Here is a 24,929-nt window from a genome sequence, read left to right on the forward strand (position 1 = left end):
CAGGATCCCGCGCACGAAGCGCAAGAGAGTTGCTGGCATGTTATTTTATAACAGTATATAGCCGGTGGCGTGAACACCACCTTCTTCGCCTCCGTCGCCGCCACCGGGTTCGCCGTGGCCTTCCTGCACGCCGCCCTGCCCACGCACTGGCTGCCGTTCGTGCTGGTGGGGCGCGCCCAGAGGTGGACGACGGGCCGCACCCTGGGCGTCACCTTGCTGGCGGGGCTGGGCCATGTGGGCCTGACCATCCTGCTGGGCCTGGCGGTGGTGGCCGCCGGCCTGGTGGCCCAGCCGCACCTGGGCGACTCCTTCCACTGGATCGTCGGCGGGCTGATGGCGGCCATCGGCCTCTTCTACCTGGTGCGGGGCCGCCACCGGCACGCGACGATGGACGGGACCCGCAAGTTCGCCTCGGACAAGGCGGCCATCACCGCCCTGGTCGTGCTGCTGACCCTGTCGCCGTGCGAGGCCTTCCTGCCCTATTACCTGGCGGGGATGGAGCACGGGGTGATCGGCTTCGTCGTCCTGAGCGTGGTGCTGATGACCGCGACCGCGGCCGGCATGCTGGTGTTCACCGGCCTCAGCTTGGCGGGCTTCAACCGCCTGGGCCTGGAGCGGCTGGAGCAATATGAGGAGATCATCCTCGGCGCCGCCCTGATCCTGATCGGCGCCGCAGTGGCGTTCCTGAAGACCTGAGGTCTTTATTTTTAAGCCGCTCATGCCGGCGAAGGCCGGGACCCAGATGGAATGGCTCCGGAGCGGGTTCCTTGGGCGCCGTGCTCTTCCAATCAGAGTCCACGCCTTGGGATCTGGGTCCCGGCATTCGCCGGGATGAGCGGAGTTCAGGGGGTGCTTTCACATCGAGCGGATCCCTCCTAAATAGCGCGCATGACCCAGACCCCCGCGCAAACCGGCAAGATCCCCGTCACCGTGCTGACCGGCTATCTCGGCGCCGGCAAGACCACCCTGCTCAACCGCATCCTCACCGAGGAGCACGGCAAGCGCTACGCCGTGATCGTCAACGAGTTCGGCGAGGTCGGCATCGACAACGATCTGGTGGTCGGGGCGGACGAAGAAGTGTTCGAGATGAACAACGGCTGCGTCTGCTGCACGGTGCGCGGCGATCTCATCCGGGTCCTGCAGGGGCTGATGAAACGGAAGGGCGGCTTCGACGCCATCGTGGTGGAGACCACCGGCCTGGCCGATCCGGGCCCGGTGGCCCAGACCTTCTTCGTCGACGACGACGTCAAGGCCCGCACCTATCTCGACTCGGTCACCGCCGTGGTCGACGCCAAGCACATCCTGCTGCGCCTGGGCGACAGCAAGGAAGCCGTCGAGCAGATCGCCTTCGCCGACCAGATCGTGCTCAACAAGACCGACCTGGTCTCGGAGGACGACCTACGCCACGTCGAGGCCCGCATCAAGCGCATCAACCCGCTGGCCCCGATCCACCGCGCCCAGCGCTCGAACGTCCCGCTGGACGCGATCATCGGCAAGCACAGCTTCGACCTGGAGCGGATCACCGAGCTGGAGCCGGAATTCCTGAACCCGGCCCATGGCGAGGCCGGCCACGTGCACGATGAGCACTGCGGCCACGATCACCACCACCATGACCACGATCATGGGCACGTGCACGACGAGCACTGCGGTCACGACCACCATCACGGTCACGACCACAAGAGCGACATCCACGACGACGGCGTGAAGGGGATCTCCCTCACCCTGGACAAGCCCGTCGACGGCCAGAAGATCACCACCTGGCTCAACGAGCTGCTGGCCCGTCGCGGTCCGGACATCCTGCGCGCCAAGGGCATCATCGACGTGAAGGGCGAGGAGCGCCGCCTGGTGTTCCAGGCCGTGCACATGATCCTGGAGGGCGACTTCCAGCGGCCTTGGACCGACAAGGACAAGCGCTACAGCCGCATGGTGTTCATCGGCCGCGACCTGGACGAGGCCGAGCTGAAGGCCGGCTTCGAGGCGACGGCGGTCTAGGGACGGCAAGCCCTCTCAGTCGCTTCGCGACAGCTCCCCCAGAGGGGGAGCATCCCCGCTGCGACAAATCCTCCCCCTCTGGGGGAGGTGGCCCGAAGGGGCGGAGGGGCTCCGCGCTGGGTCAGCGCAAGTCCTCGTTGACGATCCCGATCTGGGTCCAGCCTTCGGTATGGACCCGGTCGATCACGCCCATCAGCGCCTCATAGGGCACGTCGGCCTGGGCGCTGACCATCAGGCGCTGGTCCTTGCGGGGGCCCTCCTGGCCATTCGCGGTGAAGCTGGCGCTCAGGTCCCGGGACAGGGTCCCCAGGCTGGTGGAACAGCGCCCCCGAGTCCTGGATCGAGATCAGCACCGGCGGCTTGGGCGGGGCCGCGGTGTCCCGGGCCGGCGGCATGTCGAGCTTGATCGAGGTTGTCGCCATCGGCACGGCGACCATGAAGATGATCAGCAGCACCAGCAGGATGTCGACGAACGGCGTGACATTGATGTCCGCGTTCTGCCGGATCGCATAGGCTCCGCCGCTGCCGCCGCCCGCGAATTTCGCCGCCATGACCTGTCTCCTCCTCTTGCCCGGTTCGAGGGTCGATTGAAGTTACAGGTGTAGTTTCTCTTCTTTCTTACGTTTGTAAAGCGCGCGAGCGACAGGCATGAAAAAGGGGCCGGACGCTTGGCGTCCGGCCCCTGATTTCTCGCCGATCGGCGAAGACCTAGTGGATGTCTTCGTTGATCAGGCCGACCTTGTACCAGCCGGCGGTCTGCAGGGCGTTCAGCACGCCCATGAAGTCGGCATAGGTCACGTCGGCGTCGGCGCGGACCATGACGCGCTGGTCGTCCTTCGGGCCGGCTTGTCCGGTTTCGTTGAACTTCTGGTCCAGGTCGAACTGCAGGTTGTCGAGGCTGGTTTGCTTTTCAGCGACGTACAGCGCGCCCGACTTCTGGATCGAGATGAACACCGGCTCCTTCGGCTTGGGGGCGTTCGGCGGCGGCGGGGTCGCCGGCGGCAGGTCGACCTTGATCGCCACGGTCGCCATCGGCACGGCGACCATGAAGATGATCAGCAGCACGAGCAGGATGTCGACGAAGGGCGTGACGTTGATTTCGGAGTTCTGGCCGAGCGAATAACGACCGCCCCCACCGCCAGCAAGTTTAGCCGCCATAGCCTGACTGTCTCCCAAGGGCCGCGTCTGTCGCGGTCCCGAAAATGTTAGATCGCCACGTCTGGCGCAGACGGGCGCGGAAGTAAAGCCCGACGACGCGGCGCGATGGCAACCCCTTTTGTGACTCTTTTTGGCGGAACGGCGTTCAAATGGCGGGTTCCTCTAATCCCGCTCGCGCTGGGCGCGAACTGACGCGCGACTAGGCGCCCGCATCGGGGCGCGGTATGGCGCGCGGATGATCTATTCCTTCGACGCCTATGTCACCGCCGCCCTGTTCGACCGCGCCGGTCGCGCCGCCTTCGCCCTGGGCGACGGCACGGTCCGATTCGAGAACGAGGGCGGATTCGTTACGGTCGAGGCCCACCAAGGCGCCGTCCTCGCCGCCGCCGTCCACCCCTCCGGGCGTGGGATCGTCACCGGCGGCGACGACGGCAAGGTGGTCTGGAGCCGGGTCGAGGGCGACGAGGTGGCCGCCACCCTGGTGGCCGAGGTCAAGGGCCGCTGGATCGAGCACGTGGCCGCCAGCGCCGTCTCCGGTCTGATCGCCTTCACGGCCGGCAAGGAAGCCCATGTCCGCGACTCGGCCGATCCGAAGTTCCTGCGCGTCTTCGTCCACGACAAGACCGTCTCGGGCCTGGCCTTCGATCCCAAGGGTCGTCGCCTGGCCACGGCCGGCTACGGCGGCGTCTCGCTGTGGTGGGCCCGGATCGAGGGCCAGAAGCCGCAGGTGATGAAATGGGCCGGCAGCCACATCGCCGCGATGTTCAGCCCCGACGGCAAGTTCCTGGTCTCGTCGATGCAGGAGAACCAGCTGCACGGCTGGCGCCTGTCGGACGCCAAGGACATGCGGATGGGCGGCTATCCGGCCAAGATCAAGAGCCTGGCCTTCTTCGACAAGGGCAATCTGATGGTCACGGCCGGCGCCAACGGCGCGGTGGTCTGGCCGTTCGCCGGCGCCAGCGGCCCGATGGGCAAGGAAGCCGCCGAGATCGGCTTCTCGCGCGACTCGATGGTCGTGCAGGTGGCCGGCGTCGAGGCTCTGCCGGTGGCCATCGCCGGCCAGGACAACGGCAAGATCTGGGGCGCCCACATGCGCTCGGGCCGCATCGAGACCCTGAAGGCCGAGAAGGGCGCTGCGATCAGCGCCCTGTCGGTCTCGGCCGACGGAAGCCGGCTGGCCTGGGGCGACGAGGACGGCGAGGCGGGGGTCATCGCGATCCCGGCGATGGACACGCGGTTCTAAATCCTCCGCCTGTGGGGGAGGTGTCGGCGTAGCCGACGGTGGGGGCGTGATCGGCAGGCGGCCAGATCCACGATCGACGACCCTAAAACTCCCCCCACCGATCGCTACGCGATCACCTCCCCCACAGGGGGAGGGGTATCGCATATGCCTCAAAACGGTTGTCATCCCGGACGAGCGCGCAGCGCGAAGATCCGGGACCGGGGCGTGAACTCAGAGCTTCCGGCGGTCCCGGATCGGCGCTCGGCTCTGCCGAGCTTGTCCGGGATGACAGATTTTTTCAGAGCAAATCCATATGCGACAGCCCTGCCCTGTGGGGGAGGGTTCGCTTTAGCCCTGCCCCCGCAGCGCCTTCACGACCGCCGCCACCGTCTCCCGGTCCGTATCCCTCAGTCCGTCCTGCACGAAGCCCAGCTTGTAGGCGCGATCCGCGTGACCCTGGCCCAGGCCGTAGGTCATCGGTCCGCTGCACGAGCCGTGCACCTCGCTCACGCCCGTCCGCGCCACCAGCTCGGCGACGTTCGACGGATTGACCCCGCCGCCGGCCAGGATGGCGATGCGGCCGGCGGCGCGCTCGACCAGCGCCGCGATCGTCTCGGCCCCGGCCATGGCGTTCAGGGCGCAGCCCGAGGTCAGGATCCGCTCGAAGCCCAGGTCGATGGCGGTCTCCAGCGCCGCGAGCGGATCCGGCGTCAGGTCGAAGGCGCGGTGCAGGGTCACGCCCAGCCCCTCGGCATGGGCGACCAGCATCGACAGGGCGTCGGCGTCCAGCTCGCCCGACGGGGCGTTGGCCCCGATCACCACCCCGGCCAGGCCCGCGGTCCGCACGGCGTCGATGTCGCGGAAAATGGCGTCCAGGTCGCCGGCGTCATAGACGAAGTCGCCGTTGCGCGGCCGGATCATCGGATAGATCGGGATCTCCGCCTCGGCGGCGATGGCCATCAGCCCGGGCGCCGGGGTCAGGCCCTGCAGGGCCAGGGCCGAGCACAGTTCGATCCGATCCGCGCCGCCCGCGATCGCCGCCGCCAATCCGGCGGGCGTATCGACACAGACTTCCAGGATAATGCGGTCGGCCATCTTCGCCTCTTCCAGGCTCGTGCTAGGGGATTCGCCGACAAGGTTGTCGGCAGCGTTCTTGGAGCACACCCATGCTGAATCGCAGAGGCCTAATCGGCGCGTCCCTGATCGGATCGGGGCTGGCGGGCGCCCGCGCGGCGGTCGCCGCCGAGCCGACCGGCGGCGCGGGGATCCAGCTGACCCGGCCCTGCGTGATCTCCACCTGGGACTTCGGCGTGCCGGCCAACCAGGCGGCCTGGGCGATCCTAAGCAAGGGCGGTCGGGCGCTGGACGCCGTCGAGGCCGGGGCCCGCGTCCCCGAGCAGGACCTGAAGAACCACAGCGTCGGCCGGGCCGGCTATCCCGACCGCGACGGCCACGTGTCGCTGGACGCCAGCATCATGGACGAGCAGGGCAATTGCGGCGCCGTCGCCGCCCTCGAGCACATCGCCCACCCGATCTCGGTGGCCCGGGCGGTGATGGAGAAGACCCCCCACGTCCTGCTGGTCGGGGCCGGGGCCCTGCAGTTCGCCCAGGAGCAGGGCTTTCCGCGCGAGGAGCTGCTGACGCCCGAGTCCCGCGCCGCCTGGGAGGCCTGGAAGAAGGACGCCAAGTACGCGCCCAAGGCCAACAGCGAGGTCGGCGACTACGGCAGGACCTCCGGCCAGCTGGGCACGCCGGGCGGGGCGGGCAACCACGACACCATCGGCATGCTGGCCCTCGACGCGAACGGAAACCTGTCGGGCGCCTGCACCACCAGCGGCATGGCCTGGAAGCTGCGCGGCCGGGTCGGCGATTCGCCCATCGTCGGGGCCGGGCTCTATGTCGACAACGACGTCGGCGCGGCCACCTCGACCGGGGTCGGCGAGGAGGTGATCCGCAACGTCGGCAGCTTCCTGGTCGTCGAGCTGATGCGCCAGGGTCGCTCGCCCCAGGACGCCTGCAAGGAAGCCGTCGCGCGGATCCTGAAGAAGAAGCCTCAGGCCAAGGACATCCAGGTGGGGTTCCTGGCGGTCAACAAGCAGGGGCAGGTCGGGGCCTGGGCGATCCAGAAGGGCTTCACCTACGCCCTGTGCGACGGGGCGCGGCAGGATCGGCTGGTGGCGGGGCAGAGCTTTTACTGAGCTTGGCCAGCAGGTCGCCGCCGATGACCTAAGGGTTATGGCGGCGCGGAGGACCGCCGCCGACTACTCGAACCCGCGCATCGACCCCCATGCCTCGAACGGGTCCCGGCGCGAGCGCCAGGCGTTCACCGCCGCCGTCTCGTCGCGATAGCCCAGGGCCATGCCGCAGAACAGCATGTGGTCGGCGGGCAGGTCCAGGAAGGTGGCGACCAGCTTGCCATAGGCCGACCAGAACTCCTGGGCGCAGGTGTCCAGGCCCCGCTCGACGGCCAGCAGCATCAGGGTCTGCATGTACATGCCGATGTCGGCCCATTGCGGCGGACCGCAGTCGCGATGCACCGAGAAGAACAGGGCGACCGGCGCGCCGAAAAACTCGGCGTTCTTGGCGAACTGCTGAAGGCGGCCCAGCTTGTCTTCACGCGGGATGTTTAGCGCGCCGTAGAGGTCCTCGCCGACCTGGTAGCGACGGGTGCGCAGCGGCTCCCAGAGGTTCGGCGGATAGACATGGTATTCCGGCTCGTCGCGGTCCATCAGCCGCGAGGCGACCAGGGCCTTGAATGCCTCGAGCGGTTCGCCGGCCAGGGCGTGCACGATCCAGGGCTGAAGGTTGCCGCCCGACGGGGCGCGGGCCGCCGCCTCGAGCAGCTCGCGGACAAGGGCGCCCGGCACGGGGTCGGGCCTGAAGGCGCGGACCGACATCCGGCGCGCGACGGCTTCGGAAACCGTCTTGAACTGGGTCATCAAGGCCTCGCTAGCGGTTGGACGGCTATCGCCGCGACAGAGGCTTGGCTAGCATCCGGCCGCAAGGTCAAGGCAAGCGGTGAAAGACGAGGGACGATCGGTGAAGGTGCTGGTGCGGAACATCCTGGTGGCGCTGTTCATCCTGCTGGTCGCCGGACCGATCCTGACGGTGATCGTCTATCGCTTCGTGCCGCCGCCGGCGACGCCGCTGATGGTCATCCGCCTGGCCGAGGGCAAGGGCTGGAACCACCACTGGCGGCCGATCGACGAGGTCTCGCCGGCCCTGCCGCGCGCCCTGATCGCCGCCGAGGACGCCCGGTTCTGCGACCACCACGGCTTCGATTTCGACGCCCTGCAGAAGGCCTATGAGAACAACGAGAAGGGCAAGAAGATCCGCGGCGGCTCGACCATCAGCCAGCAGACCGCCAAGAACGTCTTCCTGTGGCCAGGCCGCTCCTATGTCCGCAAGGGGTTGGAGGCCTATTTCACGGTGCTGATCGAGACGATCTGGGGCAAGAAGCGGATCATGGAGGTCTATCTGAACTCCATCGAATACGGCCCGGGCATCTATGGCGCGGAGGCCGCGTCGCGGACCTATTTCAAGGTGGGCGCCGACAAGCTGACCCCCCTTCAGGCGGCGCGGCTGGCGGCGATCCTGCCCAGCCCGCTGAAGTGGAAGGCGGTCAATCCGGGCCGCTACGTCAAGAAGCGCTCCAGCCGGATCGGCAAGGCCTCGGGCGCGGTGCGCCGGGACGGTCTGGCGGCCTGCGTGGCCTAGGGGAGTCCCGATGATCGCGCCCGGCCCGACCCTGGAAACCGCCCGGCTGATCCTGCGCCCGCCGGCCGCCGAGGACCTGGACGGCTGGGCCGAGCTGATGGCCGACGCCGAGGCGGCCCGCTACATCGGCGGCCAGATGAGCCGGTCACAGGCCTGGCGGATGATGGCCGCCATGGCCGGCTCCTGGGCGCTGAACGGCTTTGGCATGTTCTCGCTGATCGAGAAGGACACCGGCCAGTGGGTCGGCCGGATCGGGCCATGGCGCCCCGAAGGCTGGCCGGGGACCGAGGTGGGCTGGAGTCTGCATCCCCGCGCCCATGGCAAGGGCTATGCGGTCGAGGCGGCGACGGCGACCATGGACTGGGCCGTCGACCACCTGGGCTGGACGCGGCTGGTCCACTGCATCGACCCGGCCAACCTGGCCTCGATCAAGGTGGCCCAGCGGATCGGCTCGCGCTTCCTGGAGATCGGCCGCCTGCCCGAGCCCTATCACGAGGTCGAGGTGCAACTGTGGGGGCAGACGGCGGAGGAGTGGAAGGCGCGGCGAGCGTAGGCCCGCCCTTTCAACAACTCATCCCTTCAATGCGGCCTCCGGGGCCGCGTGGGTTCCGGTTCCGGCTAGGGCCTGTCGACGGCGAAGCGGATGATGCTGGCGTTCTTGTCGTCGGCGACCCAGAGGGCGCCGTCGTCGGCGACGGTGATCCCGACCGGCGTCCCCTGAGGCCGCACGCCCTCCACCCGGCCCCAGCCCGGTGTCAGCACCTGGGCCTGGGCGGCGGGACCGGCGCCGAACGGCCGCGATCCGCTGGGATAGGTCGGATAGGTCGCCTTGGCCCGGGTCAGCGGGACGCCCTGGGCGTCGACCGCGAAGGCGACCAGCCGGCCGCCGGTCGAGCGGTAGCCGTGCCAGCTCATCAGCAGCTTGCCCCTGAGCCCGGGGAACATCGCGCCCTGGTACCAGGTCATCGAGAGAGGGGCGACATGGGGCGGCAGCAGGGCGGCCGGCGGTGTGTGGGCGGTCGAGGCGCAGTCCATGGCCCCGGCCCAGCCCGTCGTCGGCGTGGCCATGTCCTGACAGTAGGGCCAGCCATAGTGGCGACCGGCCTCGATGCGGTTGACCTCCTCGAACGGGCTCCAGCGGTCGTCGAAGTCGTAGCTGTTCTCGGCCTGCAGCACCGTTCCCGACGGATGGACGGCCAGGGCGACGGAGTTGCGCAGCCCGCGGGCCAGCATCGTGAACCGGCTGTCCCAGCGGCCCGGCGCGAGGCGGGCGTAGCGGCGGATGCCGGCCGTGGCCTCCTCGCCCTCGGACTGGTCGCAACGGTCGGTCCCGACCCGCGCGCCGTTGGCGTCCAGGCACTGGTCCGAGGGCGCGCCGACATTGACCAGCAGGGCGCCGTCGGCGGCGAACACGAACTGCGACAGCGGGTGGCGATTGTCATGCAGCCTGTTGTCGGGCAGGCCGGTGATCACGTCCTGGACCGTGGCGGCGGGGTCGGTGGCGCGCGGGTCGAAGCGGAAGATCCGGCTCATCTCGCCGACATAGGCCAGGCCGTCGGGGCCGATCGCCAGGCCGTGGGGCAGGGACAGGCCGGTCAGCAAGGGCTGCAGCTGCACGGGCTGGCCCGGCGCGGCGGTCATCTTCCAGATCACGCCGCGCGGGCGGGTCCAGTCGGCCAGGTCGGCCACCAGCCAGGTCCGCGCGTCCAGCTGGACCAGGGTGCGGGGCAGGCGCAACTGGCGGCCGGCGAAGGCCCCGGGGGCGGGACCGACCACCAGGCCGGCGCACAGTCCCGTTTGGGTCTCGATCGCCAGCCGGGGCCAGCCGTCGCAGGTTCCCTCGATCCTGTAGGCGACGCGCGGCGCGGCGTCCGACGGGACGGGGGCGGCGCTCGCGAACAGGCCCAGGGCCAAGCCCACGCCGATGGCGATTCCCGCCCGCACCATGTCGTCGTTCCCACCCGATCAGAGACGACGATCTAGCGTTGCATCGGGGCGAAAGGGAAGGGGCGTCAGACCCGATTGTAGGGGTATCGGTCGCGGATCATCCGCTGGAAGAACCGGCCCTTCGACGGCGCCCGCTCGAAGGCCTCGGTCACCCGGGGCGGCACCCCGACATAGACGTATTCGTCGCCGTCGATGAAGGTGACGAACAGCTTGCCGTGCTCGGGCTCGTAGTCGATTCGCCGGATCGCCGTGGAGTCGACACGCATGGCTCAAGATCTCCGCATGGGGGTCGTCTGACAGAAAAGCGCGTGCCGCGGAGGGCGGTTCCCCGGGGCTGTCGGGCGCCTGTTTCGGATGCAATCCCGAGCGAACTGGAGTCTAGTCCCGGACCAGAGGCTCCGCTTCAAGCGAGCCGGGGGAGAAACACGCGCATGCAACCGCATTCCTGGGTCGCGATCGTCACGATCGCCGCGCTGCTGGTCTATGTCTGGATGGCCTTCCGCATCGGCCGCGCCCGGCGCGAGTGCGGCATCCACGCGCCGGCCATGACCGGTGATCCCGTCCTCGAACGCCACATCCGCGTGCAGGCCAACACCCTGGAATGGCTGCCGCTGTTCCTGCCGTCGCTGTGGCTGTTCGCGATCTACTGGAGCGACCTGGTCGCCACGATCCTCGGCGTGGTCTGGATCGTCGGGCGGATCGTCTACGCTCTGGGCTACGTAGCCGATCCCAGCAAGCGGGAGGTCGGCTTCCTCATCCAGGCCCTGGCGACGGCGATCCTGCTGTTCGGCGCCTTGGGGCGCGTCATCTGGGTGCTCGTGACCGTCGGGGCCTAGGGTCGGGCTGGCCCGGCGGACGAGGCTTGGCTATGAGATCGCGCCATGATCCTGCCCGTCGATCCCGCCCGCTACAGCGCCTTCCTGGTGACGATGTTCGTCATGGCCATCACCCCGGGGCCGGCCAACCTGTTCGCGATCGCCACCGGCATGCAGAAGGGCAGGGGCGCGGCCCTGCTGGGCGTGGTCGGCATGAACACCGCCACCCTGGTGTGGTTCGCCTGCTCGGCCCTGGGGCTGGGCGCCCTGATCGTCGCCTTTCCGAAGGCCTTCCACCTGCTGGCCCTGGCCGGCGCGGCCTATCTGGTCTGGCTGGGCCTCAAGTCGATCTGGTCGGGCCTGAAGGACCGGGGCGAGGAGGCCCAGGCGCATCGGTCGTTCCGCATGGGCCGATCGGCGTTCCGCGACGGCTTCGCCGTGCAGATCGCCAACCCCAAGATCCTGCTGTTCTTCACCGCCGTCCTGCCGCCGTTCATCGACGTCCAGCGGCCGCTGGCGCCACAACTTCTGATGTTCGCGGCGGCCACCATCGGCATGGACCTGATCAGCATGAGCAGCTACGGCCTGGGCGGCGCGGCGCTGTCGTCGCGAATGACCGAACCCGGCTTCCGCAAGGGCTTCGCGATCGTGGTCGGGGCGCTGCTGATCACCGCCGCGGGACTGATCGTCGCGCGTGGCTGATCTCATCGCTGAAACGCAATCGCCTTGGCGAAACCACAAAGCTGGGCCATGCATTAGGCTGATGGGACGAAACGAGTCTTTTCGCCAAGATTCCGAGTGAAGGAATGCGCCATGATTAATCGCAAGACCATAGGCGGCAAGGCCGGCATGGTCGCGGCCGTGGCGCTCGCCGCCCTCCTGACGGCCTGCGCCACCGCCACCCCCTACCAGCCGAACATCCGCGGCCAGCAAGCCACCGGCGGCTTCTCCGAACAGCGCCTCGAAGGCGACCGCTATCGCGTGACCTTCGCCGGCAACAGCCTCACCTCGCGCGAGACCGTCGAGCGGTATCTGCTGTATCGGGCCGCCGAGCTGACCACCCAGCAGGGCTATGACTGGTTCGAGACGGCCGATCGCCGGACCGACCGCGACGCCCGCACCGTGATCGACGGCGACCCCTTCGGCCGGCCGTTCGGCTATTACGGCGGCGGCTACGGCTACTGGCGTCCGGCGTGGCGCTATTACGGCCCCCGCTACGGCGGCTGGCGCGCCTGGGATCCCTACTGGGGCGACCCCTTCTTCGATCGCACCGAGGTCCGCACGATCGAGAAGTTCGAGGCCAGCGCCGAGATCGTGATGCACCGCGGCGCCAAGCCCGCCGGCGACCCCCGGGCCTACGACGCGCGCGAGATCATGGCCAACCTGGCCCCGACCATCCAGCGTCCGGCGCCGAAGTAGCGCCTGCGGGTTGAGAGACAGGGCCGCCGCGACCCGCCGAAAGGCCGGTCGCGGCGGTTTCCGTTTGGGAGGGCCTTATCGCGGGGCCATGCGGATGCCGCCGTCCAGGCGCACGTCCTCGCCGTTGAAATAGCCGCAGGTGATCATGGTCAGCGCCAGCTGGGCGTATTCCTCGGGATTGCCCAGGCGCTTGGGGAACGGGACCGAGGCGGCGAGGGCCGCCTTTACGTTCTCGGGGGCGCCGTTCATCAACGGGGTGTTGAAGATGCCCGGCAGGATGGTGTTGACGCGAACGCCGTCGTTCATCAGGTCGCGGGCGATCGGCAGGGTCATGCCGATGACGCCGCCCTTCGACGCCGAATAGGCGGCCTGGCCGACCTGGCCGTCCTCGCCCGCCACGCTGGCGGTGTTGACGATCGCGCCGCGCTCGCCGTCTTCCAGCGGCTCGAGATCCAGCATGCCCTTGGCGGACTTGGCGATGCAGCGGAAGGTGCCGACCAGGTTGATCTGGATGATCATGTTGAAGGCGTCGAGCGGGAAGTGCCGGGCCTCGCCGGTGGCCTTGTCGCGGCTGGCGGTCTTGATGGCGTTGCCCGTGCCGGCGCAGTTGACCAGCACCCGCTCCTGGCCGTGGGCGGCGCGGGCCTTGGCGAAGCCGGCGTCGACCTCCTCGTCGGAGGTCACGTTGACCTTGCAGAACACCCCGCCGATCTCCCGGGCGACCGCTTCGCCCTTGGCCTCGTTCATGTCGAAGATGGCGACCTTGACGCCCTGGGCGGCCAGGGCGCGGGCGGTGGCCTCGCCGAGGCCCGAGGCGCCCCCGGTGACGACGGCGGCGACGGTGCTATCGAGTTTCATGGACGTTTCCTCAGAGCCTGCGTTTAATTGGATCTTGAGGAGCGGTTTAACCCGATGAACGCCGACGCCAAACCATCCCCCGACGTCAAGCCTGACGGCGTCGACCCTGAAGCCAACGCCCGCGAGGTGCTGGATCCGAAAAAGGCCCTCGTGCCGGCGACGGTGAAGGTCAACGAGCAGCGCGTGGCGCGCGGCTTCTGGCCGAAGATCCGAAGGGTGGCCTCCAGGGTCCCGTTCGCGGCCGACGCCCTGTCGCTGTGGTGGTGCGCCAAGGATCCGACCACCCCGACGGCCGCCAAGGGCATGATGCTGGCGGCCCTGGCCTATTTCGTGCTGCCGACCGACGCGATCCCCGACGTGCTGCCCGCCATCGGCTTCACCGACGACGCCGCCGTCATCGCGGCCCTGATCGCCATCGTCGGCAAGAACCTGAAGCCCCGCCACAAGGACGAGGCCAAGACCTTCCTCGCCAAGCTGGGCGCGGATGACTGACGTCTGGCTGTGGGGCGCGGCCGGGCTCTGCGCGGCGCTGTACGGCCTCGCGCTGGTCCAGCGGTCGCCGTCGTTCCCGCGAACCGCGGTCAAGACGGCGGCGGTCGGGGCCTTGGCGGTGCTGGCCTATCTGGAGGGCGGCGGGTCGTCGCTGGCGATCGCCCTGGCCCTTTGCGCGGTCGGCGACGCCTTCCTGGCCGGCGATCCCAAGCGCTGGCTGCCGTTCGGCCTGGCCGCCTTCCTGGCCGGCCATGTGGTCTATGGGCTGCTGTTCTGGCGCGAGCGCGGGCCGGCGGCGGGCGTGGCGTTCTGGGGCGTCGCGCCGCTGGTGGTGCTGGCCGCGGCGGCGCTGCTGGCGCGGCTGTGGCGGTCGCTGGGCGCGCTGAAGCCCGCCGTCGTCCTCTACGTGCTGGCCATCGTGGCGATGGTGTCGACCAGCCTGCTGTTGCCGCGCCTGCGCTGGCCGGCCACGGTCGGGGCGCTGGCCTTCATGGCCTCCGACGCCGTGCTGTCGTTCGACCTGTTCAAGGGGCGCAAGCTGGCCGGCTCCCCCCGGTTGACGGCCTGGGCGGTGTGGTTCCTGTATTTCGGCGGCCAGGCGATGATCACCTGGGGCATGCTGCGTTAGGGAGACGGCCTTGTCCGGCGCCTTCGACATCTCCGTCCTGCCCTTCGCCGCCCTGATGGGGCTGGAGATCACCCACGCCGCGGCCGACCGCGTCGAGGGGCGGCTGGTCGTCCGCCCCGACCTGTGCACCGCCGGCGGTGTGCTGCACGGCGGGGCGGTCATGGCGATGGCCGACAGCCTCGGGGCGGTCGGCGCCTTCCTGAGCACGCCGGCCGGGATGCACACGACCACCCTGGAAAGCAAAACCAACTTCATCGGCGGCGCGCGGGTCGGGACCACGGTGACGGCCGTTTCGACCCCACAGCACGTGGGCGGTCGCTCCAGTGTCTGGACCACCCGGATCGAGGGCGAGGGCGGCAAGCTTGTGGCGGTGGTCACGCAAACCCAGATGATTGTGGCCCAGATGACCCTGGCCCAGATGAGCCTGGCCCGAACGACCACGGAGGCCTGAGCCATGACCCTGTTCGAAGCCCGCCCGATCAGCGTGTCGATCGCCCGCCCGGCCGACCAGGTCTACGACTTCGCCCACCGGCCCGAGAGCTTCCCCAAATGGGCCGCGGGCCTGGGTGGAACCCTGACCCGCGACGGCGACCGCTGGATCGCCCATGGCCCGGACGGCGACGTTCAGGTGCGGTTCTCGCCCCGCAATCCCCATGGCGTTCTCGACCATTGGGTGACCCTGCCGGACGGGACCGAGATCAGCATTCCCCTGCGCGTGGTGGCCAATGGCGACGGGGCCGAGGTCACCCTGACCCTGTTCCGGCTCCCGGGCTTGGACGACGCCCGGTTCGAACGCGACCAGGGCATGGTCGCCGCGGACCTGGCCAAGCTGAAGGCGCTGCTGGAGTCATGATCACCCTGCGCGGGCCCCGGCCGGGGGACTATGGCTGGATCGTCCAGCGGCATGGCGTCCTCTACGCGGAGGAACAGGGCTGGGACGCGCGGTTCGAGGGGCTGGTGGCCGGCGTCGTGGCCGAGTTCATCAAGACCTTCGACCCGGCGCGCGAGGCCTGCTGGATCGCCGAGCATCAGGGCCGGCCGGTCGGTTCGATCCTGCTGGCCCGCGAGAGCGACACGGTCGGCCGCCTGCGTCTGCTGCTGGTCGAGCCCTCGGCGCGCGGACTGGGCGTGGGCGACAGGCTGGTGGCGGAATGCGTGAGCTTCGCCCGGTTCGTCGGCTACCGCGAGGTGGTGCTCTGGACCCAAAGCAACCTGCTGCCCGCCCGCCGCCTCTACGAACGGGCCGGCTTCGTGCTCGAGGACAGTTGGCCCTACGAGGGGTTCGGCGAGGGGTTGATTTCCGAGACCTGGCGGTTGCGGCTGTAGGTTTCCGTCTTTGCGGAAGACTGGCGCTCCTCTTCCACGCGATGCTTTTAGCGCCCGGCCATGGCGTAGGAGCCGTCGACCGCCCATGGCGCCTGTTCCAGGAACGCCTTGGCGCGGGCCGGCTCCTTCATCTTGTCGTAGTCTCGCCCCTCGTAGCGCTCGAAGAAATAGGCGCGGTACTGCGGATTGTCGAAGGTCAGCAGACCGCGCTTTTCCGCGTCGCGAAAGAACTGTCCCAGGGCGGTGATCGGCTCCAGACCGCCGGTGTCAGGCACGCGAACGGAACGATGGCCGGCGAGTTTGCCGGTCAGCACCGGACCCACGGGCCAGTTCAGGCCATCGCGATCGACGGCGATGGTGAAGAAGGCGTCGCCGCCATAGGTCGCCTGGACGCAGTGATAGGTCTTCCAGCGCCGAACGGCCTCGGCGGCCAGGGCTCCGGCGCCGGGTGTCTGGGGGTCGACCTGCGCCAGTTCCGCCAGGGGCGCGCTCGGCGCCAGGGTCATGCCCTTGAACGGCGAGACCGGTGGTTCGACCACGTCTTCGACGTCCAGGTCGGCCAGGCGTTTCTGTTCGAGCGCAACCTGGCGGCGCCAATAGGGATAGAAGGCCTGGAGATCGGCGGCCGTAGCCTCGACGGGGCAATTGGCCAGCATCTTCGGCGCCAGGACGTCCAAGGCCTTGGCGCGGAAGCTGTTCAAGGCCCGCTGCATGATCAGGGAGCGGCCCTCGCGGCCGTTGTCCACGCCGGCGAAGTCGAACAGCGGATTTCGCGGCGACTCAAATTCGCCGGCCAGGACCGGCTGGCCGTCCAGCCGCGCCAGCTGGCCGACCTCGGCGATCTCCTTGGAGAAGTCCTTGGGCCCGGCGAGGGCCGGCGAGGCCGCCGCCATGAGCACGGCGACCGCGAGCAAGGCCTTGGGACGACGAAACACCGACAGCATCGACGCGCACTCCGAGGATGGCGATCGCAACCTAGGAGAGATTTTCGAGCTCTGCAATTGGCCTCTGGTCCGGCGCGGATCATCCCGTCAGATGCCCGCGCCACGCCTCCCGCAGCACCTTCTTGTCGATCTTGCCGGTCGCCGTCAGCGGGATCGCGGCGAACACCACGTCGTCGGGGGTCCACCACTTGACGATTCGGGGGGCCAGATAGGCCAGCACCTCGGCCTTGCCCAGCGACGCGCCTTCGTGAGCCTCGATCACCAGCAGCGGCCGTTCCTCCCACTTGGGATGCGGCACGCCGACGACGGCGGCGATCTTCACGCCGGGACAGCCGGCGGCGATGTTCTCCAGGTCGATCGAACTGATCCATTCGCCGCCCGACTTGATGACGTCCTTCTGGCGGTCGGTGATGCGCATGAAGCCGTGCGCGTCGAGGGTGGCGATGTCGCCGGTGTCGAACCAGCCGTCGGCCTGGGCGGCGTCGGCCTCCTGGCGGTAGTAGCGCCGCACCACCCACGGCCCGCGCACCTTCAAGGCGCCCGAGGTCTCGCCGTCGCGCGGGGCCTCGGCGCCGTCCTCGGTCTCGACCCGCAGCTCGATCCCGAACTGCAGCCGGCCCTGGCGGGTCCAGATCGCCTCGTTCATCGCATCGTCGCCCAGCGCCGCGAGCGAGGGTGTCGGCGTCGCCACCACGCCGATCGGGCAGGTCTCGGTCATGCCCCAGATCTGCAGAACGTCGACGCCGTATTTCGTCTTGAAGGTCTCAGCCATGGCGCGCGGGACGGCGCTGCCGCCGATCACGACCCGTTTCAGGCTGTCCGGCCGCTGACCGGTCTGCTCCAGCCAGGCCAGGTACATGGTCCAGATCGTCGGCACCCCGCCGGTGAAGGTGACGCCCTCGCCCTGGATCAGCTCATGCAATGACGCCCCGTCCATCCTGTCGGCCGGCAGCACCAGCTTGCTCCCGCAGATCGGGGCGGTGAACGGCAGGCCCCAGGCGGTGGCGTGGTAGAGGCTGGAGCACGGCATCACCACGTCGAAGGCGGTCAGGCCGAAGGCGCTGGCCAGGCCGCCGGCCATGGCGTGCAGCACAACGGCGCGATGCGAATAGAGCACGCCCTTGGGATCGCCCGTCGTGCCGGAGGTGTAGCAGAGGAAGGCTCCGGCGTTCTCGTCCAGCAGCGGCCAGTCGAAGGCCTCGGCCTCGCCGGCGATCAAGGTTTCGTACGAGGTCGCCCCGACCCCGGCGTCGTGGGTCCGCGCGGCGTCCGACAGCATGACGAAGGTCTTCACGGTGGTGAGCCGCGGGGCCAGGCGGGCGACCAGGCCGGCGAAGTTGCGGTCGAACAGCAGGACGCCGCTGGCGGCGTGGTTGATCGTGAAGACGATCTGCTCGTCCGACAGCCGGGGATTGGCGGTGTGCAGCACCGCGCCCAGGCCGGGCACGGCGTAGAACAGCTCCAGGTGCCGGTGGGTGTTCCAGGCCAGGGAGGTGACCCGGTCGCCGGACTTCACCCCCAGCCGCGCCAGGGCGCCGGCGGCCTGGGCCGCGCGCCGGGCCAGGCCGGCATGGTCGTAGCGCCAGAGCGGCTCGTCGATCAGCCGGGAGACGATCTCGCGCCCGCCGTGGGCGGCGGCCGCGTAGCGCAGGATGCCGCTGATCAGCAGCGGCGTGGTCTGCATCAGGCCCGGGATCATGGCCGCTCCTCCCTTGTCGTTTTGGGACAAGCTTAGAGCGTCGTCGCGGGAAGGGTAGGCCTTGTCGGAACGTCCGTTCGCCGAGCCGATCGGCGGGCGGCCTAGAACTCTTCCCAGCCGTCCACGGCGACCGCCGCATTGCCGTTGAACGCGGCGGCGATCCGGGTCCGGGCCGCGTGGGCCGGGCTGGCGACGGGACGCGAGGCGGGCGTGGCGGCGACCGGGCGCGAGGCCTCGCCGCCGACCTTGAAGCGCCCGACCAGGGCGGCCAGCTCGCCGGCCTCGCCCTTCAGCGAGTGGGTGGCGGCGGTGGCTTCCTCGACCATGGCGGCGTTCTGCTGGACGACCTGGTCCATCTGGTTCACGGCGCTGTTGACCTGGTGCAGGCCGGTGGCCTGTTCCTGGGCCGAAGCGGCGATCTCGCGGACCAGGCTGTCGATCGAGGCGACTTGGTCGACGATGGCCTGCAGGGCCTGGCCGGTCTGCCCCACCAGGCTGACGCCGGTCCCGACCTGGGCGGTCGAGGTCGAGATCAGCCCCTTGATCTCCTTGGCGGCGTCGGCCGAGCGCTGGGCCAGGGCCCGGACTTCCTGGGCCACGACCGCGAAGCCTCGGCCCGCGTCGCCGGCCCGGGCGGCTTCCACGCCGGCGTTCAGGGCCAGCAGGTTGGTCTGGAAGGCGATTTCGTCGATCACGCCGATGATCTGGGCCACCTGCTGCGACGAGGTCTCGATCTCGGTCATGGCGCTGACCGCCTGGCTGACGATCTGGCCGGATTTCTCGGCGCCGGTCCGGGCGTTGGCCACCAGGCCGGACACCTCATTGGCGCCCGCGGCGGTCTTGCGCACGGTGGCGGTGATCTGGTCGAGGGCGGCGGCGGTCTCTTCCAGGCTGGCGGCCTGCTGCTCGGTGCGGCGCGACAGGTCATCCGAGGCGCTGGCGATCTCCTCCGAGCCCGAGCGGATGCCGCTGGTCGCCCCGTTGATGCCGCGAAGGGCGGCCTGCAGGCGGTCGGCGGCGGTGTTGAAGTCGGACTTCAGCTGGGCGGCCTTGGGGGCGAAGTCGACGTTGATCCGGTAGGTCAGGTCGCCGTCGGCCAGGCGGTCCAGCGCCTCGGCCAGGGCCCCGAACGCCACGGCGTCCGCCTGGGCCTCGGCGGCCTTCTCGGCTTCGCGCTGGGCGCGCTCGGCCTCGGTCAGGCGGCGCTGCTCGACGGTCTCGCCCTCAAGCCGCGCCTTGGCGATGGCGGCGTCCTTGAAGCTGAGCAGGGCGTCGGCCATCAGCCCGACCTCGTCCTTGCGGCCGATGGCCGGGATCTCGGCGTCGTTGTCGCCCGAGGCCAGGCGGCGCATGACGGCGGTCATCCGCGACACCGGGGCGCCGATCGTGCTCGACAGCACCCAGCCCATCAGCCCGGCGATGGCCAGGGCGACCAGGCCGCCGACCACCAGCGACTGCGTCGCCAGCGTCATGGCGCCCTTTTGCTCCTTGGCGCGGATGGTCACGCGCTCGAGGGCGGCGCTCGACAGCTCGCGCTGCAGGGCGCGCAGGTCGTCCAGGCTCTTCTGGCCGACCAGCGCGCCGGCCTGGGCCTTGCCCGCCGGGTCCTTCATCGCCGCCAGGGTCGGCTCGGCGACGTCGCGCCGCCAGTCGGCCATCGCGGCCCGTATCTTCTGGATGCGTTCCTTCTGGGCGGCCTGGGTGGTCTTGGCCTCGAAGGCGTCCAGCGCCTTGTCGAACTCGGCGGCGTTGTCCTGGTAGACCTCGGCGAACGCCAAGTCGTCGGTCAGGGCGTAGCCGCGCAGGGCGTTCTGCTGATCGAGGATCAGGCCCATCATCGTCTCGGCCTGGCTGGCCAGGACGAGGCTGCGCTGGCTGGAGGTCGAGGCCTTGTCGATGCTTTGCAGGCTGATGAAGACCACGCTCGACGAGACCGCGAAGGCCAGGATCAGCGCGCTGAACGCGATCCCGAGCTTCGTGGAAATCTTCAGGTCCTGGAACCGCATCGCTTGCCCCGCGCGCCACTCTTGAAAACGAGGAGCAGGGTTTCGCCGAGAACCCTTAAGGTTACGTTGCGGAATCCATAAAGATAACGTCGCTATTTCAACGCCCTAGGTGCGACAAAACGGCGTCGCCCATCTGGACCGTCGACAGCTCGCCGCCCAGGTCGCGGGTGCGGGCCCCGCCGTCCAGCGCCGCCTTGACCGCCGCCAGCAGCGTGTCGGCGGCGTCGGCGCGGTTCAGCGACCAGCGCAGGGCCATCTCGAACGACAGGATGGCGGCCAGCGGATTGGCCACGCCCTTGCCGGCGATGTCGGGGGCCGAGCCGTGGATGGGCTCGTACAGGCCCGGCTTGCCCGCCGCGCCCAGGGCCGCCGAGGGCAACATGCCCAGCGAGCCGGTCAGCATGGCCGCGGCGTCCGACAGGATGTCGCCGAACAGGTTGTCGGTCACGATGACGTCGAACTGCTTGGGCGCGCGGACCAGCTGCATGGCGCAGTTGTCGGCCAGGATGTGCTCCAGCTGAACGTCGGCGTAGTCGCGGGCGTGCAGGTCGGTGACCACCTGCTTCCACAGCAGGCCGCTCTCCATGACGTTCGACTTCTCGGCCGAGGCGACGCGGTTGCCGCGGCCACGGGCCAGCTCGAAGGCCACCCGGGCCACGCGCTCGATCTCGGCGGTGGTGTAGACCTGGGTGTCGACGCCCCGCTTCTGGCCGCCGCCCAGGTCCTCGATGCCGCGCGGCTGGCCGAAATAGACGCCGCCCGTCAGCTCGCGGACGAACATGATGTCCAGGCCCGAGACCAGCTCGCGCTTGAGGCTGGAGGCGTCGGCCAGGGCCTCGAAGCAATAGGCCGGACGCAGGTTGGCGTAGACGTCCATCGCCTTGCGCAGGTTCAGCAGGCCGGCTTCCGGGCGCAGGTGGCGCGGGGCGTCGGCCCAGCGCGGGCCGCCGACCGCGCCCATCAGCACCGCGTCGCTGGCCAGGGCCGCGTCGCGGACCTCGTCGGTCAGGGGCGTTCCGTGGGCGTCATAGCTGGCGCCGCCATAGATCCGCTCCTCAAGGTTCAGGTCGGGGGTCAGGGCCTCGGCCACCCGGCGCACCTGGGTGCAGACTTCGGGGCCGATCCCGTCACCGGGCAGGAGCAGAAGCGTGGACATCGGAAAGCTCTCTTAGATGGTGCGGTAGTCTGAAACGTCGAACGACGACATGCGGCGGTCGTGGACGCCCAGTTCGGGGAAACAGGCGCGCCAGGCGGCCATGTGCGGGCTGGCGCGATGGAAGGCCAGGGCGTCCGCGTCGACGAAGTGCTCGAACACCCGGACCAGGCCGGGATCCAGCGGATCCTCGCTGAGCGCGTAGTCCAGGCAGCCCGGCTCGGCCCGGCTGCCCTCGACCTGGGCCTTCAGGTGCGGCCGCAGCTCGGCCAGGCGTTCGGGCGCGACGCGGATCGTGCCGGCCAGGATGACGGTCATGGCGTGACCTCACTAAGGGTTGTCATCCCGGAAGCCTCGCAGAGGCTGTCCGGGACCCAGGTGACTGGGCAGGCGCGGCGCCGCCGCCCCTGGGTCCTGGACAAGCGCTGCGCGCTTTCCGGGATGACAACTTGAAACCTCAAGCCTCCAGCCACGGCCGGTCCAGCGCCCGCTTGCTTTCGTAGAGGTCGATGTCGGAGGCGTGCATCAGGGTCTCGCCGATGGCGTCCAGCCCCTTGAGCATCTTGTCCTTGCGTACCGGATCGATCTCGAACCGGAAGCTCTTGCCCGAGGGCGAGACCACGGTCTGGGTCGCCAGGTCGACGCTGACCATGTGGTTGCCGCCCTTGGCCTCGTCCATCAGCTGGGCGACTTCCTCGGGCTTCAGCACCACCGGCAGCAGGCCGTTGTTGAAGCAGTTGTTGTTGAAGATGTCGGCGAAGCTGGTCGCGATCACGCACAGGATCCCATAGTCCATCAGCGCCCACGGGGCATGCTCGCGCGACGAGCCGCAGCCGAAGTTGTCACCGGCGATCAGCACGGACGAGCCCTTGTACTCCGGCCGGTTCAGCACGAAGTCGGCGATCTCGTTGCCGTCGCCGTCGAAGCGGAAGTCGTAGAACAGCCCCTTGGCCAGGCCCTCGCGCTCGACGGTCTTGAGGAACTGCTTGGGGATGATCTGGTCGGTGTCGATATTGGCCAGCGACAGCGGCGCCGCGCGGCCGTCCAGACGGGTGAAGGCTTGCATGCCGTCGCCTCCTAGTTCTTCAGGGCCTGGGTGATGGCCCAGTATTCGTTGCGGCCGCCGGTTTCGCCGGTGGTCGGGTCGGTCAGCTTGATCTTGGCTTCGCAGTCGGCCTTGGTCGTCAGGCCGCTCTTGATATCGACCTCGTAGTCGCAGGCCGAGGTCCGGTCGAGGCTCATCTTCTCGAACATCGCCCTGGCCTCGGGCCTGTTCGCCTCGGGACCCATGCGCGCCATCATCGCCTGGACCATCTGGGCCATGCTGGCGCGCAGCGATTCCGGGTCCAGGGTCTGGGTCCAGCGCAGGGTGGCGACGCCCCGGGCGGCGTCGACCTTCTGGACGACCAGCGCGCTCCTGGTCTTGATCGGCGCGCCGCCCAGCGGGTTCGGCGTCATGTTCTCGGAACTGACCGGCTTGCCGGGTTCGAGCTCGACATTGATCGGGATCGACAGGAAGCCGTCTTCCTTCAGGAACAGGCCGGCCGCCTGTTCCGGACTCATGCCGGCGAACATCGACATCGCCGCCTCCACGCCCTTGGCGGCGTCCTTATCGGCGGCCGTCAGGGTGGTCATCGACTTGCGGACCTCGGCCACCAGGCCGGGCCAGTCCTCGATCGACGAAGGCGCGAGGCTCCCGTCGGCCGTGTAGACCATGGTCCGAGTCATCAGGCCACCCAGCGCCGCTTCGACCTTGGCGGTTTCCGGACCGGCCGGCAACTTGGTCGCGATCGGTTTCAGGGTAACGCGATAGCCGTCGCCCGTGGCTTCGATGGTCTTGTCGTAGCGCGTCTCGCCGCTGTTGCGCGTGGTCTTGCCGGCGCGGACGTCCTCGCGCGTCTTGACCACCACCATCTCGACCCGGGCGGTCTTGGGCAGGTCCAGCGGCGCGGCGTAGGTGGAGGCGGCCGCGGCGAGGGCGGCGAGCATCACGACAGCCACGTGCGCACGTCGACCAGGTGGCCGGCGATCGCCGCCGCCGCGGCCATGGCTGGCGACACCAGGTGGGTGCGGCCGGCGCGGCCCTGGCGGCCCTCGAAGTTGCGGTTGCTGGTCGAGGCGCAGCGCTCGTGCGGCTGCAGCTTGTCGGGGTTCATGGCCAGGCACATCGAGCAGCCCGGCTCGCGCCAGTCGAAGCCCGCGGCCTTGAAGATGGCGTCCAGCCCCTCGGCCTCGGCCTGTTCCTTGACCAGGCCCGAGCCCGGCACGACCATGGCCTTGACGTGGTCGGCCACCAGGCGGCCGTGCAGGAAGGCCTCCTGCACCACGGCGGCGGCGGCCCGCATGTCCTCGATCCGGCTGTTGGTGCACGAGCCGATGAACACGCGGTCGATACGGGCTTCCGAGATCGGCTGGCCGGCGGTCAGGCCCATATAGTCGAGCGCCCGGTGGGCGGCGGCGCGCTTGTCCGGGGTGGCGAAGCTTTCCGGGTCGGGCACGTTGCCGGTCACCGGGATGACGTCCTCGGGCGAGGTGCCCCAGGTGACCATCGGGACCAGGGCCGAGCCGTCGATCACCACGGTGCGGTCGAACCGGGCGTCCTCGTCGCTGACGAAGCCCTTCCAGTACGACAGGGCCATGTCCCAGGCCGCGCCCTTCGGCGCCGAGGGCTTGCCCTGGATATAGGCGAAGGTCTTGTCGTCCGGCGCGACCAGTCCGGCCTTGGCGCCGCCCTCGATGGTCAGGTTGCACAGGGTCATGCGCCCTTCCATCGACAGGTCGCGGACCACCGGCCCGGCGAACTCGATGACATAGCCGGTGCCGCCGGCCGTGCCGATCTCGCCGATCACGGCCAGGGCGACATCCTTCGCCGTGACGCCGGGGCCCAGCTGGCCGTCGACGCGGACCAGCATGTTCCTGGCCTTCTCCTGGCGCAGGGTCTGGGTGGCCAGAACGTGCTCGACCTCGGACGTGCCGATGCCGTGGGCCAGGGCTCCGAAGGCGCCGTGGGTCGAGGTGTGGCTGTCGCCGCAGACGATGGTCATGCCCGGCTGGGTGCGGCCCTGCTCGGGACCGACCACGTGGACGATCCCGTTGCGGATGTCGCCCATCGGGAAGAACTCGATGCCGTTGTCCTGGACGTTGCGGGCCAGGGTCTTCAGCTGCAGCCGCGCCTCGTCGTCGGCCACGGCGTCGACGCCCTTGGCCTGGCCCTCGGTGGGAATGTTGTGGTCGGCGACGGCCAGGGTGCGGTCGGGCCGGCGCACCTTGCGGCCGGCCGCGCGAAGCCCGGCGAAGGCCTGCGGGGTGGTGACCTCGTGGATCAGGTGCAGGTCGATATAGAGGATCGCTTCGCCGTCCTGTTCGTTGACGACGTGAGCGTCCCAGATCTTGTCGTAGAGAGTCTTCGGTGCGCGGGTCATGATACCCGGGCATCTAGGCCTTGAGACGGGGCGCGTAAAGCGAGGAAACGCCGAAAATTCACGCCGGCCGGCGGCAGGTTGGATCAAACTGCCTCGACCAAGCCATGCAAAGGCCTTGCTGCGCATGTTTC

28 protein-coding genes and 1 pseudogene are annotated in these 24,929 nt (G+C 69.3%); 14 read left to right on the plus strand and 15 right to left on the minus strand.

From position 1 onward, the window contains the following. Positions 1 to 69: 69 nt before the first annotated feature. Both AC07NX_RS06835 and AC07NX_RS06840 read left to right on the plus strand, forming a co-directional pair. A complete protein-coding gene (locus AC07NX_RS06835) occupies positions 70 to 696 on the plus strand; it encodes a hypothetical protein (RefSeq protein ID WP_494640256.1) in 627 nt (208 codons plus the stop codon). A 192-nt stretch (positions 697 to 888) separates the two neighbouring features. Continuing rightward, a complete protein-coding gene (locus AC07NX_RS06840) occupies positions 889 to 1,992 on the plus strand; it encodes a CobW family GTP-binding protein (protein WP_494640258.1) in 1,104 nt (367 codons plus the stop codon). Positions 1,993 to 2,113: 121 nt separating this feature from the next. Here AC07NX_RS06840 and AC07NX_RS06845 read toward each other — a convergent pair. Beyond that, positions 2,114 to 2,543 (minus strand): annotated as a pseudogene (locus AC07NX_RS06845) (biopolymer transporter ExbD). Positions 2,544 to 2,700: 157 nt separating this feature from the next. Then, positions 2,701 to 3,150: a biopolymer transporter ExbD gene (locus AC07NX_RS06850; protein WP_494640259.1), complete on the minus strand. Its 450-nt coding sequence runs from the start codon at positions 3,148 to 3,150 to the stop codon at positions 2,701 to 2,703. 235 nt (positions 3,151 to 3,385) lie between these two features. On the opposite strand from AC07NX_RS06850, the gene AC07NX_RS06855 reads away from it, so the two are divergent. After that, the gene (locus tag AC07NX_RS06855; RefSeq protein ID WP_494640260.1) at positions 3,386 to 4,393 is read left to right on the plus strand and encodes a WD40 repeat domain-containing protein; all 1,008 of its coding nucleotides are present in this window, start codon (positions 3,386 to 3,388) and stop codon (positions 4,391 to 4,393) included. Positions 4,394 to 4,720: 327 nt separating this feature from the next. On the opposite strand, the gene AC07NX_RS06860 is transcribed toward AC07NX_RS06855, so the two are convergent. Beyond that, positions 4,721 to 5,467 (minus strand): copper homeostasis protein CutC, encoded by a 747-nt coding sequence (locus AC07NX_RS06860; protein WP_494640261.1) that lies wholly within the window; start codon positions 5,465 to 5,467, stop codon positions 4,721 to 4,723. Positions 5,468 to 5,538: 71 nt separating this feature from the next. On the opposite strand from AC07NX_RS06860, the gene AC07NX_RS06865 reads away from it, so the two are divergent. Further along, a complete protein-coding gene (locus AC07NX_RS06865; protein WP_494640263.1) occupies positions 5,539 to 6,570 on the plus strand; it encodes a glycosylasparaginase in 1,032 nt (343 codons plus the stop codon). A 63-nt stretch (positions 6,571 to 6,633) separates the two neighbouring features. On the opposite strand, the gene AC07NX_RS06870 is transcribed toward AC07NX_RS06865, so the two are convergent. After that, positions 6,634 to 7,311 (minus strand): nitroreductase, encoded by a 678-nt coding sequence (locus AC07NX_RS06870; protein ID WP_494640264.1) that lies wholly within the window; start codon positions 7,309 to 7,311, stop codon positions 6,634 to 6,636. 79 nt (positions 7,312 to 7,390) lie between these two features. Here AC07NX_RS06870 and mtgA point away from each other — a divergent pair, with 79 nt between their 5' ends. Both mtgA and AC07NX_RS06880 read left to right on the plus strand, forming a co-directional pair. Continuing rightward, complete coding sequence (gene mtgA, locus AC07NX_RS06875) at positions 7,391 to 8,089, plus strand: monofunctional biosynthetic peptidoglycan transglycosylase (RefSeq protein WP_494640265.1); 699 nt, start codon at positions 7,391 to 7,393, stop codon at positions 8,087 to 8,089. A gap of 10 nt (positions 8,090 to 8,099) precedes the next feature. Then, a complete protein-coding gene (locus AC07NX_RS06880; RefSeq protein WP_494640266.1) occupies positions 8,100 to 8,642 on the plus strand; it encodes a GNAT family N-acetyltransferase in 543 nt (180 codons plus the stop codon). Positions 8,643 to 8,707: 65 nt separating this feature from the next. Here AC07NX_RS06880 and AC07NX_RS06885 read toward each other — a convergent pair whose 3' ends face one another. Beyond that, entirely contained in the window at positions 8,708 to 10,036 is a 1,329-nt protein-coding gene (locus AC07NX_RS06885; RefSeq protein WP_494640268.1) for a PQQ-dependent sugar dehydrogenase, read from the minus strand. Positions 10,037 to 10,101: 65 nt separating this feature from the next. After that, positions 10,102 to 10,302, minus strand: coding sequence for a KTSC domain-containing protein (locus AC07NX_RS06890; RefSeq protein ID WP_028038824.1), 201 nt, complete (start codon positions 10,300 to 10,302; stop codon positions 10,102 to 10,104). Positions 10,303 to 10,467: 165 nt separating this feature from the next. Here AC07NX_RS06890 and AC07NX_RS06895 point away from each other — a divergent pair, with 165 nt between their 5' ends. The 3 genes from AC07NX_RS06895 to AC07NX_RS06905 all read left to right on the plus strand — a co-directional run bounded on the left by AC07NX_RS06895 (position 10,468) and on the right by AC07NX_RS06905 (position 12,270). Continuing rightward, a complete protein-coding gene (locus tag AC07NX_RS06895; protein ID WP_494640269.1) occupies positions 10,468 to 10,872 on the plus strand; it encodes an MAPEG family protein in 405 nt (134 codons plus the stop codon). A 45-nt stretch (positions 10,873 to 10,917) separates the two neighbouring features. Next, a complete protein-coding gene (locus AC07NX_RS06900) occupies positions 10,918 to 11,553 on the plus strand; it encodes a LysE family translocator (RefSeq protein WP_494640270.1) in 636 nt (211 codons plus the stop codon). Between the two features lie 147 nt (positions 11,554 to 11,700). After that, positions 11,701 to 12,270: a CC0125/CC1285 family lipoprotein gene (locus tag AC07NX_RS06905; protein ID WP_494640463.1), complete on the plus strand. Its 570-nt coding sequence runs from the start codon at positions 11,701 to 11,703 to the stop codon at positions 12,268 to 12,270. A gap of 75 nt (positions 12,271 to 12,345) precedes the next feature. Here the strand turns inward: AC07NX_RS06905 and AC07NX_RS06910 are convergent, their stop codons facing one another. Continuing rightward, entirely contained in the window at positions 12,346 to 13,128 is a 783-nt protein-coding gene (locus AC07NX_RS06910) for an SDR family NAD(P)-dependent oxidoreductase (RefSeq protein ID WP_494640271.1), read from the minus strand. Between the two features lie 54 nt (positions 13,129 to 13,182). Between AC07NX_RS06910 and AC07NX_RS06915 the strand changes: the two genes are divergently transcribed. Genes AC07NX_RS06915 through AC07NX_RS06935 form a run of 5 tightly spaced genes read left to right on the plus strand, consistent with a single transcriptional unit; the run spans position 13,183 to position 15,574 of the window. After that, positions 13,183 to 13,620, plus strand: coding sequence for a YkvA family protein (locus tag AC07NX_RS06915; RefSeq protein ID WP_494640273.1), 438 nt, complete (start codon positions 13,183 to 13,185; stop codon positions 13,618 to 13,620). Further along, positions 13,613 to 14,248: a lysoplasmalogenase family protein gene (locus tag AC07NX_RS06920; protein WP_494640274.1), complete on the plus strand. Its 636-nt coding sequence runs from the start codon at positions 13,613 to 13,615 to the stop codon at positions 14,246 to 14,248. Before AC07NX_RS06915 ends, AC07NX_RS06920 begins: the two co-directional genes overlap by 8 nt. A gap of 10 nt (positions 14,249 to 14,258) precedes the next feature. Next, a complete protein-coding gene (locus tag AC07NX_RS06925; RefSeq protein WP_494640275.1) occupies positions 14,259 to 14,699 on the plus strand; it encodes a PaaI family thioesterase in 441 nt (146 codons plus the stop codon). 3 nt (positions 14,700 to 14,702) lie between these two features. Then, entirely contained in the window at positions 14,703 to 15,101 is a 399-nt protein-coding gene (locus AC07NX_RS06930; protein ID WP_494640276.1) for an SRPBCC family protein, read from the plus strand. Further along, the gene (locus AC07NX_RS06935) at positions 15,098 to 15,574 is read left to right on the plus strand and encodes a GNAT family N-acetyltransferase (protein ID WP_494640277.1); all 477 of its coding nucleotides are present in this window, start codon (positions 15,098 to 15,100) and stop codon (positions 15,572 to 15,574) included. Before AC07NX_RS06930 ends, AC07NX_RS06935 begins: the two co-directional genes overlap by 4 nt. A gap of 47 nt (positions 15,575 to 15,621) precedes the next feature. On the opposite strand, the gene AC07NX_RS06940 is transcribed toward AC07NX_RS06935, so the two are convergent. The 8 genes from AC07NX_RS06940 to leuC all read right to left on the minus strand — a co-directional run bounded on the left by AC07NX_RS06940 (position 15,622) and on the right by leuC (position 24,798). Continuing rightward, positions 15,622 to 16,518 (minus strand): hypothetical protein, encoded by an 897-nt coding sequence (locus tag AC07NX_RS06940; protein ID WP_494640278.1) that lies wholly within the window; start codon positions 16,516 to 16,518, stop codon positions 15,622 to 15,624. Positions 16,519 to 16,597: 79 nt separating this feature from the next. Further along, entirely contained in the window at positions 16,598 to 18,217 is a 1,620-nt protein-coding gene (locus AC07NX_RS06945) for a long-chain fatty acid--CoA ligase (RefSeq protein ID WP_494640280.1), read from the minus strand. Between the two features lie 101 nt (positions 18,218 to 18,318). Next, positions 18,319 to 20,223: a methyl-accepting chemotaxis protein gene (locus AC07NX_RS06950; protein ID WP_494640281.1), complete on the minus strand. Its 1,905-nt coding sequence runs from the start codon at positions 20,221 to 20,223 to the stop codon at positions 18,319 to 18,321. A gap of 97 nt (positions 20,224 to 20,320) precedes the next feature. Continuing rightward, on the minus strand, positions 20,321 to 21,379 hold the full coding sequence (gene leuB / locus AC07NX_RS06955) for a 3-isopropylmalate dehydrogenase (protein WP_494640282.1): 1,059 nt from the start codon (positions 21,377 to 21,379) through the stop codon (positions 20,321 to 20,323). 12 nt (positions 21,380 to 21,391) lie between these two features. Continuing rightward, positions 21,392 to 21,694: a putative quinol monooxygenase gene (locus tag AC07NX_RS06960; RefSeq protein WP_494640283.1), complete on the minus strand. Its 303-nt coding sequence runs from the start codon at positions 21,692 to 21,694 to the stop codon at positions 21,392 to 21,394. Between the two features lie 139 nt (positions 21,695 to 21,833). Further along, entirely contained in the window at positions 21,834 to 22,442 is a 609-nt protein-coding gene (gene leuD, locus AC07NX_RS06965) for a 3-isopropylmalate dehydratase small subunit (RefSeq protein ID WP_494640285.1), read from the minus strand. Positions 22,443 to 22,453: 11 nt separating this feature from the next. Next, positions 22,454 to 23,365, minus strand: a complete 912-nt coding sequence (locus AC07NX_RS06970) for a hypothetical protein (RefSeq protein WP_494640286.1) — start codon at positions 23,363 to 23,365, stop codon at positions 22,454 to 22,456. Beyond that, a complete protein-coding gene (leuC, locus tag AC07NX_RS06975; RefSeq protein WP_494640287.1) occupies positions 23,365 to 24,798 on the minus strand; it encodes a 3-isopropylmalate dehydratase large subunit in 1,434 nt (477 codons plus the stop codon). The genes AC07NX_RS06970 and leuC overlap by 1 nt, the downstream gene beginning before the upstream one ends. Positions 24,799 to 24,929 lie beyond the last annotated feature (131 nt).

Source organism: Caulobacter sp. GW821-FHT09A05 (assembly GCF_059418465.1).

Bases quoted from the DNA above. Each gene is read 5' to 3' on its own strand.
- AC07NX_RS06840 (WP_494640258.1), top strand. From the start codon at position 889: ATGACCCAGACCCCCGCGCAAACCGGCAAGATCCCCGTCACCGTGCTG.
- AC07NX_RS06850 (WP_494640259.1), bottom strand. From the start codon at position 3,150: ATGGCGGCTAAACTTGCTGGCGGTGGGGGCGGTCGTTATTCGCTCGGC.
- AC07NX_RS06855 (WP_494640260.1), top strand. From the start codon at position 3,386: ATGATCTATTCCTTCGACGCCTATGTCACCGCCGCCCTGTTCGACCGC.
- AC07NX_RS06860 (WP_494640261.1), bottom strand. From the start codon at position 5,467: ATGGCCGACCGCATTATCCTGGAAGTCTGTGTCGATACGCCCGCCGGA.
- AC07NX_RS06865 (WP_494640263.1), top strand. From the start codon at position 5,539: ATGCTGAATCGCAGAGGCCTAATCGGCGCGTCCCTGATCGGATCGGGG.
- AC07NX_RS06870 (WP_494640264.1), bottom strand. From the start codon at position 7,311: ATGACCCAGTTCAAGACGGTTTCCGAAGCCGTCGCGCGCCGGATGTCG.
- AC07NX_RS06880 (WP_494640266.1), top strand. From the start codon at position 8,100: ATGATCGCGCCCGGCCCGACCCTGGAAACCGCCCGGCTGATCCTGCGC.
- AC07NX_RS06885 (WP_494640268.1), bottom strand. From the start codon at position 10,036: ATGGTGCGGGCGGGAATCGCCATCGGCGTGGGCTTGGCCCTGGGCCTG.
- AC07NX_RS06890 (WP_028038824.1), bottom strand. From the start codon at position 10,302: ATGCGTGTCGACTCCACGGCGATCCGGCGAATCGACTACGAGCCCGAG.
- AC07NX_RS06895 (WP_494640269.1), top strand. From the start codon at position 10,468: ATGCAACCGCATTCCTGGGTCGCGATCGTCACGATCGCCGCGCTGCTG.
- AC07NX_RS06900 (WP_494640270.1), top strand. From the start codon at position 10,918: ATGATCCTGCCCGTCGATCCCGCCCGCTACAGCGCCTTCCTGGTGACG.
- AC07NX_RS06905 (WP_494640463.1), top strand. From the start codon at position 11,701: ATGGTCGCGGCCGTGGCGCTCGCCGCCCTCCTGACGGCCTGCGCCACC.
- AC07NX_RS06910 (WP_494640271.1), bottom strand. From the start codon at position 13,128: ATGAAACTCGATAGCACCGTCGCCGCCGTCGTCACCGGGGGCGCCTCG.
- AC07NX_RS06915 (WP_494640273.1), top strand. From the start codon at position 13,183: ATGAACGCCGACGCCAAACCATCCCCCGACGTCAAGCCTGACGGCGTC.
- AC07NX_RS06920 (WP_494640274.1), top strand. From the start codon at position 13,613: ATGACTGACGTCTGGCTGTGGGGCGCGGCCGGGCTCTGCGCGGCGCTG.
- AC07NX_RS06930 (WP_494640276.1), top strand. From the start codon at position 14,703: ATGACCCTGTTCGAAGCCCGCCCGATCAGCGTGTCGATCGCCCGCCCG.
- AC07NX_RS06935 (WP_494640277.1), top strand. From the start codon at position 15,098: ATGATCACCCTGCGCGGGCCCCGGCCGGGGGACTATGGCTGGATCGTC.
- AC07NX_RS06940 (WP_494640278.1), bottom strand. From the start codon at position 16,518: ATGCTGTCGGTGTTTCGTCGTCCCAAGGCCTTGCTCGCGGTCGCCGTG.
- AC07NX_RS06945 (WP_494640280.1), bottom strand. From the start codon at position 18,217: ATGATCCCGGGCCTGATGCAGACCACGCCGCTGCTGATCAGCGGCATC.
- AC07NX_RS06950 (WP_494640281.1), bottom strand. From the start codon at position 20,223: ATGCGGTTCCAGGACCTGAAGATTTCCACGAAGCTCGGGATCGCGTTC.
- leuB (WP_494640282.1), bottom strand. From the start codon at position 21,379: ATGTCCACGCTTCTGCTCCTGCCCGGTGACGGGATCGGCCCCGAAGTC.
- AC07NX_RS06960 (WP_494640283.1), bottom strand. From the start codon at position 21,694: ATGACCGTCATCCTGGCCGGCACGATCCGCGTCGCGCCCGAACGCCTG.
- leuD (WP_494640285.1), bottom strand. From the start codon at position 22,442: ATGCAAGCCTTCACCCGTCTGGACGGCCGCGCGGCGCCGCTGTCGCTG.
- AC07NX_RS06970 (WP_494640286.1), bottom strand. From the start codon at position 23,365: ATGCTCGCCGCCCTCGCCGCGGCCGCCTCCACCTACGCCGCGCCGCTG.
- leuC (WP_494640287.1), bottom strand. From the start codon at position 24,798: ATGACCCGCGCACCGAAGACTCTCTACGACAAGATCTGGGACGCTCAC.